Origin of the sequence: Streptomyces alkaliphilus, assembly GCF_014141535.1 — a bacterium.
GTDB lineage: Bacteria > Actinomycetota > Actinomycetes > Streptomycetales > Streptomycetaceae > Streptomyces > Streptomyces alkaliphilus.
The window spans coordinates 1-7090 of the sequence record NZ_VKHT01000161.1; the positions used below are offsets into that span (position 1 = coordinate 1).

4 protein-coding genes and 1 pseudogene are annotated in these 7090 nt (G+C 72.7%); 3 read left to right on the forward strand and 2 right to left on the reverse strand.

Annotation, left to right across the window (positions count from 1 at the left end):
* Nucleotides 1-539 (reverse strand): ATP-dependent 6-phosphofructokinase (locus tag FNQ90_RS07875; RefSeq protein WP_182605717.1); only part of this gene is annotated, 539 nt, incomplete at its 3' end.
* 415 nt (nt 540-954) lie between these two features.
* On the opposite strand from FNQ90_RS07875, the gene pta reads away from it, so the two are divergent.
* The 3 genes from pta (at nt 955) to pyk (ending at nt 5931) form a co-directional block, all read left to right on the forward strand.
* On the forward strand, nt 955-3102 hold the full coding sequence (pta, locus tag FNQ90_RS07880) for a phosphate acetyltransferase (protein ID WP_182605718.1): 2148 nt from the start codon (nt 955-957) through the stop codon (nt 3100-3102).
* 52 nt (nt 3103-3154) lie between these two features.
* A complete protein-coding gene (locus tag FNQ90_RS07885; RefSeq protein ID WP_182605719.1) occupies nt 3155-4366 on the forward strand; it encodes an acetate kinase in 1212 nt (403 codons plus the stop codon).
* 140 nt (nt 4367-4506) lie between these two features.
* Complete coding sequence (gene pyk / locus FNQ90_RS07890; protein WP_143619965.1) at nt 4507-5931, forward strand: pyruvate kinase; 1425 nt, start codon at nt 4507-4509, stop codon at nt 5929-5931.
* 152 nt (nt 5932-6083) lie between these two features.
* Here the strand turns inward: pyk and FNQ90_RS07895 are convergent.
* Nucleotides 6084-7090: pseudogene (locus FNQ90_RS07895) on the reverse strand (hypothetical protein); the annotation flags it as partial.

Below are 7090 nucleotides of genomic sequence, written 5' to 3' on the forward strand. Positions count from 1 at the left end.
GACTCCAGGGCGATCCACCCGGCGTGCCGGCCCATCACCTCGACGACCATCACCCGCTGGTGGGACTCGGCGGTGGTCTTCAACCGGTCGATGGCCTCGGTGGCGACCATCACCGCCGTGTCGAAACCGAACGTGCGGTCGGTGGCGGAGATGTCGTTGTCGATGGTCTTGGGCACCCCCACGACGGGGATGCCGGCCTCGGAGAGCATGTTGGCGGCGGTGAGGGTGCCCTCGCCGCCGATCGGGATGAGCGCGTCCAGGCTCAGCTCCCGCCGCAACTGCTCCGCGTTGGCGCAGGCGTCCCGGAGCCTTCCGCGCTCCAGCCGGCTGGAGCCCAGCACGGTGCCGCCCCGGGCCAGGATGCCGCTCACGGCGTTGATGTCGAGCTTGCGGTAGCGGCCCTCCAGGAGCCCCTTGAAGCCGTCCTCGAAGCCGATGACCTCGTCACCGTGGTCCACCACGGCGCGGTGGACCACCGAACGGATCACGGCGTTGAGTCCGGGGCAGTCTCCGCCCGCGGTGAGAACGCCAATACGCATGGGTCTCTCTCCTGGTCGTTGGGGAAGTCTCGGGTTCACGAACCCCCCGGCGACGCGGGCCGGGGAAGAAGCGGGAGGCCGCGCCCTCGGGGCCATCGGGATTGTGTCACGCCCGTACCCCGCGCCCGCACGGTCACGCGACCGGTGGGACCGGGCGGAGGCCCGGCCCCGGGATGACCCGAACCACCCCCGGAACGGGGCCTAACCCGCGAAGGCGGGTACTGTCAAGAGTGCGGACACCCCGGATCGGGTGAGCAGGTGGTCGCCCGTTCGGATACCCGGTGATCCCGGCGCCGAATCCGGCGTCGCCCCGGGGACGGGCCCCGGTCCACCCGGGTCGGCGTGTCCGGAGGACGGAACCGACCGAGGACCCCGAACGACGACGGGCCGACCGGCCCGGGAGGCGAGGACCCGCGTGGCGCGCAGCGTGTACGTGACCGGCATCGGCCGAGGGGACGGCCGCCAGGTGATCGAGTTGGGGGTGATGGAGCTGCTGACCCGGCGGGTCGACCGGGTCGGGGTCTTCAGGCCGCTCGGCCACGGCGGCGCCGACCCCGTGCTGGACCTGCTGCGCTCCCGCTACCGCCTGGTGCAGCCCGCCGCCTCCATGGTCGGCACCACCTACGCCGCCGCCGGCGCCCTCCAGGCGGAGCTGGGCACCGACGAGCTGGTCTCCCGCCTGGTGGACCGCTACCACGCGGTGGCCGAGAAACACGAGGCGGTGGTGATCCTGGGCACCGACTTCGCCGACACCGGTCTGCCCGCCGAACTGGCGCTCAACGCCCGGTTGGCCAACGAGTTCGGCGCCGTGGTGCTGCCGGTGGTGGCGGGGCGCGAACGGGACGCCGAGGCGATCGTGGCCGAGGTGCGCAACGCCCACCACGCCTACACCTCGCTGGGTTGCCAGGTGATCGCGACGATCGCCAACCGGGTGCGCGACTCGCACGCCCGCGAGGCCGCCCGGGAGCTGGGCCGCCACCTGCCGGAACCGGTGTACGTGCTGCCGGAGGACCCGGCGCTCTCGGCCCCGACCGTGGCGCAGATCGCCGACTCCCTGAACGCCGGGGTGCTGTTGGGTGACCACAACGGGCTGGCCCGGGACGTGCGGGACTTCGTCTTCGGCGGCGCCATGCTTCCCACCTTCCTCACCGCCCTGACCGAGGGCTGCCTGGTGGTGACCCCCGGTGACCGCGCCGACCTGGTGATCGGCGCGCTGGCCGCGCACTCCGCGGGCGCGCCGCCGATCGCGGGCATCCTGCTCACCCTGGGGGAGAACCCCGGGGAGGAGGCCCTGTCGTTGGCGGGGCGGCTGGCCCCCGGCACCCCGGTGCTCTCGGTGCCCGGCGGCTCCTTCCCCACCGCGCAGGAGCTGTTCGGGCTGGAGGGCAAGCTGACCGCCGGTACCCCCCGCAAGGCGGAGATCGCGCTCGGCCTGTTCGAGACGCACGTGGACACCGCGCAGCTCACCGAGCGGCTCTCGGTGGCCCGCAACGGTCGGGTCACCCCGATGATGTTCGAGCACGAGCTGATCGAGCGGGCCCGCTCCGACCGTCGTCACGTGGTGCTCCCGGAGGGCACCGACGAGCGGGTGCTGCGGGCGGCGGAGGTGCTGCTGCGGCGGCAGGTCTGCGATCTGACGCTGCTGGGCGAGGAGACCGCCGTGCGGCGCCGGGCCGGCGAGCTGGGCCTGAACCTGCCGCTGTTGGCCGCCGGTGAGGTCCCCGAGGGACCCGGCGCGCACGCCCGGGTGGTGGACCCGCAGACCTCACCGCTGCGCGAGCGGTTCACCGAGCTGTACGCGAAGCTGCGGGCCCACCGGGGCGTCACCCCGGAGTTGGCGCACGACGTGGTCGCGGAGGTCTCCTACTTCGGCACCCTGATGGTCCGCGAGGGGCTGGCCGACGGCATGGTCTCCGGCGCCGTCCATTCCACGGCCGCCACCATCCGCCCGGCCTTCGAGGTGATCCGGACCGTGCCGGGTGCCTCCAATGTCTCCTCGGTGTTCTTCATGTGCCTGGCCGACCGGGTGCTGGTGTACGGCGACTGCGCCGTGATCCCGGATCCGGACGCCGAGCAGTTGGCCGACATCGCCGTCCAGTCCGCCGACACCGCCGCCCGGTTCGGGGTGGAGCCGCGGATCGCGATGCTCTCCTATTCCACCGGCACCTCCGGTTCGGGGGCGGAGGTGGAGAAGGTGCGCTCGGCGACCGAGCTGGTCCGCGAGCGCCGGCCCGACCTGCCGGTCGACGGCCCCATCCAGTACGACGCGGCGGTGGAGCCGTCGGTGGCGGCGGCCAAGTTGCCGGACTCGAAGGTGGCCGGGCAGGCGACGGTGCTGATCTTCCCGGACCTGAACACCGGCAACAACACCTACAAGGCGGTGCAGCGCTCGGCGGGCGCGGTGGCGGTCGGCCCGGTGCTCCAGGGGCTGCGCAAGCCGGTCAACGACCTGTCGCGCGGGGCGCTGGTGCAGGACATCGTCACCACCGTGGCGATCACCGCGATCCAGGCACAGGCTCTGGGCCCCCGCCCGGGGTCGGGCCCGGCCGCCGACGCCGGCTGACCCCCTTCCCCGCTCCGCGCACCCCCGCCCGACGAACGAAAGAGGTAACCCCATGACCGACGGTCGCGTCCTGGTGCTGAACTCCGGGTCGTCCTCGGTGAAGTACCAGTTGGTCGATCCGGCCGACCGGTCCCGGCCCGCCGCCGGGATCGTGGAGCGGATCGGGGAGAGGGGCTCGCGGCTGCGGCACACCACCGCCGACGGGGCCCGGCGGACGCGCGAGGAGCCGATGCCCGACCACCGGGCCGCGTTGAAGGCGATGGCCGCCGAGTTGGCGGCCGACGGGCTGGGGTTCGACTCCCCCGGCCTGGTCGCGGTCGGCCACCGGGTGGTGCACGGTGGGCGGCGCTTCACCGAACCGACGCTGGTGACCCCGGAGGTGGAGGCGGAGATCGAGCGGTTGGTGCCGCTGGCACCGCTGCACAACCCGGCGAACCTCACCGGCATACGCACCGCCCGGACGCTCAACCCGAACCTGCCGCAGGTCGCGGTCTTCGACACCGCCTTCCACACCACCATTCCGGAGGCGGCGGCCCGGTACGCGATCGACACCGGGGTGGCGGACGCGCACCGGATCCGCCGCTACGGCTTCCACGGCACCTCCCACGCCCACGTCTCGCGGGCCTGCGCCCGGCTGCTGGGTCGGGACCCCTCGGAGGTGAACGTCATCGTGCTGCACCTGGGCAACGGGGCCTCCGCCTCGGCGGTGGCCGGTGGTCGGTGCGTGGAGACCTCGATGGGGCTCACCCCGCTGGAGGGGCTGGTCATGGGCACCCGCTCCGGCGACGTGGACCCGGCGGTGATCTTCCACCTGTCGCGGGTGGCGGGGATGTCGGTGGACGCCATCGACGACCTGCTCAACCGTCGCTCCGGCCTGATCGGTCTGTGCGGGGACAACGACATGCGGGAGATCCGGCGCCGGATCGACGAGGGCGGGGAGGACGGCGAGCGGGCCCGGCTGGCCTTCGAGGTGTACGTGCACCGGTTGCGGAAATACGTCGGGGCGTACACCGCCGTCCTGGGGCGGGTCGACGCGATCGCCTTCACCGCCGGCGTAGGGGAGAACTCCGCCGAGGTGCGGGCGGCGGTCGTCGCCGGTATGGATGAGGGGCTGGGTCCGGTGGTGGACCCGGAGCGCAACGCGCGCCGGGAGGACGGCCCCCGGATCATCTCCCCGGAGTACGCTCGGGTCGCGGTCGCCGTGGTTCCGACGGACGAGGAACTGGAGATCGCCGTGCAGGCGCACGCGCTGGTGACCGGCTGACCGCTCCGGGGCCCGGCGGGCCGGCCGCCGCACCGGTTCGCCCGGGGGCGCGCCACGCCCCGGGGGCGCCGGACCGGGAGCGTTGCCCGCCGGCGCCACCAGGATTATTCCCCGGCTGAACAAACGATAGGATCGTTCCCATGCGCCGTTCCAAGATCGTCTGCACCCTGGGCCCCGCCGTGGACTCCTATGATCAGTTGAAGAACCTGATCGAGGCCGGCATGAACGTGGCCCGCTTCAACATGAGCCACGGCACCCACGCCGAACACGAGGCCCGGTACCAGCGCCTGCGCAAGGCGAGCGAGGAGACCGGGCGTGCCGTGGGCGTGCTGGCGGACCTCCAGGGGCCGAAGATCCGGCTGGAGACCTTCGCCGAGGGGCCGGTCGAGCTGGTGCGCGGCGACCAGTTCACCATCACCACCGAGGACGTCCCCGGCGACCGGACGATCTGCGGCACCACCTACAAGGGGCTGCCCGGCGACGTCACCAAGGGCGAGACCGTCCTCATCAACGACGGCAACGTCGCCCTCCAGGTCACCGAGGTCGAGGGCCCCCGGGTGCACACCATCGTCATCGAGGGCGGGGTGATCTCGGACCACAAGGGGATCAACCTGCCGGGCGTGGCGGTCAACGTCCCGGCGCTGTCCGGGAAGGACGTCGAGGACCTGGAGTTCGCCCTGCGGATGGGCTGCGACATGGTCGCGCTCTCCTTCGTGCGCAACGCCGCCGACGTGCGCGACGTGCACGCCGTCATGGACCGGGTCGGACGGCGCGTCCCGGTGATCGCGAAGGTGGAGAAGCCGCAGGCCGTCGAGAACATGGAGGAGGTCGTCCTCGCCTTCGACGGCGTGATGGTGGCGCGTGGCGACCTCGCCGTGGAGTACCCCCTCGAGCGGGTGCCGATGGTGCAGAAGCGCCTGATCGAGATGTGCCGCCGCAACGCCAAACCGGTGATCGTCGCCACCCAGATGATGGAGTCGATGATCACCAACTCCCGTCCCACCCGCGCCGAGGCCTCCGACGTGGCCAACGCCATCCTGGACGGCGCCGACGCGGTCATGCTCTCCGCGGAGTCCTCCGTCGGGCAGTACCCGATCGAGACCGTGCGCACCATGTCGAAGATCGTGGTGGCCGCCGAGGCCGAGCTGATCTCGCGCGGCCTGCAGCCGCTGGTGCCGGGCAAGAAGCCCCGCACCCAGGGCGGATCGGTGGCCCGGGCCGCCTGCGAGATGGCCGACTTCCTCGACGGCAGGGCCCTCGTCGCCTTCACCCACTCCGGCGACACCGCCCGCCGACTGTCCCGTTACCGGGCGAGTCAGCCGATCCTGGCCTTCACCACCGAGGAGGCCACCCGCAACCAGTTGACCCTCAGCTGGGGTGTGGAGACCTTCGTCGTGCCGCACGCCGAGCACACCGACGAGATGGTCCGGCTGGTCGACTCCGAGCTGCTGAAGCTCAACCGCTTCCACGAGAACGACGTGATGATCATGACGGCGGGCTCCCCGCCCGGTGTGGCCGGCACCACCAACATGGTGCGGGTACTGCACCTGGGCCACGACAGCTGAGTCCGCCGGGCGGTGACGCCGCCCCTCCGCGTACGGCGCCCCGTGCCGGTCCGCCCGTCCCCTCCCGGACGGGCCCCGGGCGGGGCGCCGTCGTGCGCGGCGCATCCGGGCCGGGTACCGACCGGGAGGGGACGGGAGAGGGGGAGGAACCCTCACCCCCGGGTGGTGTACTGCCGCATGCCGGGGATCGTCAACTCACCGCCGAACTGCCCGGCCTGGGTCACCAGGACGTTCGTGAAGTGGACGAAGGGCAGGTCCAGCGGCGGCTCGTGGAGCGGGTCGAAGACGATCGGGATCAGCCCGAACAGCCGCCCCTCCAACCGCTCGGTGTACATGGTGACCCGACCGTTGCGGAAGGTGGAGTTGCTGCCCCGCGGCGCCCGCACGTGATACCGCAGACCGTCCGTCGCCTCCACGATCTGGTGCAGGTCGCCGATGTCCAGGCGATCGGCGGTGAACTTCAACGCCTGCTTGGTCGAGCCGTTCGCCGTGGTCAGGTTGACCACGCCGTGGTACCTCAACCCGTTGAGCGTCAGGTAACGGGCGTCCAGGAGCCATGGGTTGTCGGGGACCACCACCGGGGTGACCTCGTCGGTCCCGGCCTGTCGCAGCGTCTCGGGACAGGGGAAGGGGACCTTCCCCGCGGCGTCCGGGGCGAACGGGTCCTCCCCGTCCGCGGGGTCGGCTTTCTCCGTGTCGGTTCCGGCGTCGGTTCCCGCGTCGGCCGCGTTCCCGACCTCGGCCGTCGTGTCCCGCCCGCTCCCGTCGGCTTCCCCGCCGGGGCCGGTCCCGGCGGTCGGATCGTCGGCGGCCGGGGGGTCGTTCGGAGGAGTCGGGGGCTCCCCCGCCACGGGGCCACCGGACGGGGCGTCACCACCGGCGGTGGTGCCGTCCGCGGTGGTGCCGTCGGTGGTGACGTCGGCCTCCCGGGAGGCCCCGCCGCCCTCCGGCTCCGTGTCGTCACCGGCCGCCGGGGCGGACTCCCCGGCCTCTCCCGTACCGTCGGGGTCGGTGTTCCGCGCCCCTCCCGTCACCGGATCGATCAGGTCCTCGCCGAGGCCGCGCAGACCCTCGCCGAGGCCGCGCAGGGCGTCGCCGAGGCCGAGGGGGTCGAGGCGATCGCGGAGCGATACCCCGTCATCCCTGTCTCTTATACACA

Coding starts and splice junctions, on each gene's coding strand:
- pyk (WP_143619965.1), top strand. CDS start 4,507: ATGCGCCGTTCCAAGATCGTCTGCACCCTGGGCCCCGCCGTGGACTCC.
- FNQ90_RS07885 (WP_182605719.1), top strand. CDS start 3,155: ATGACCGACGGTCGCGTCCTGGTGCTGAACTCCGGGTCGTCCTCGGTG.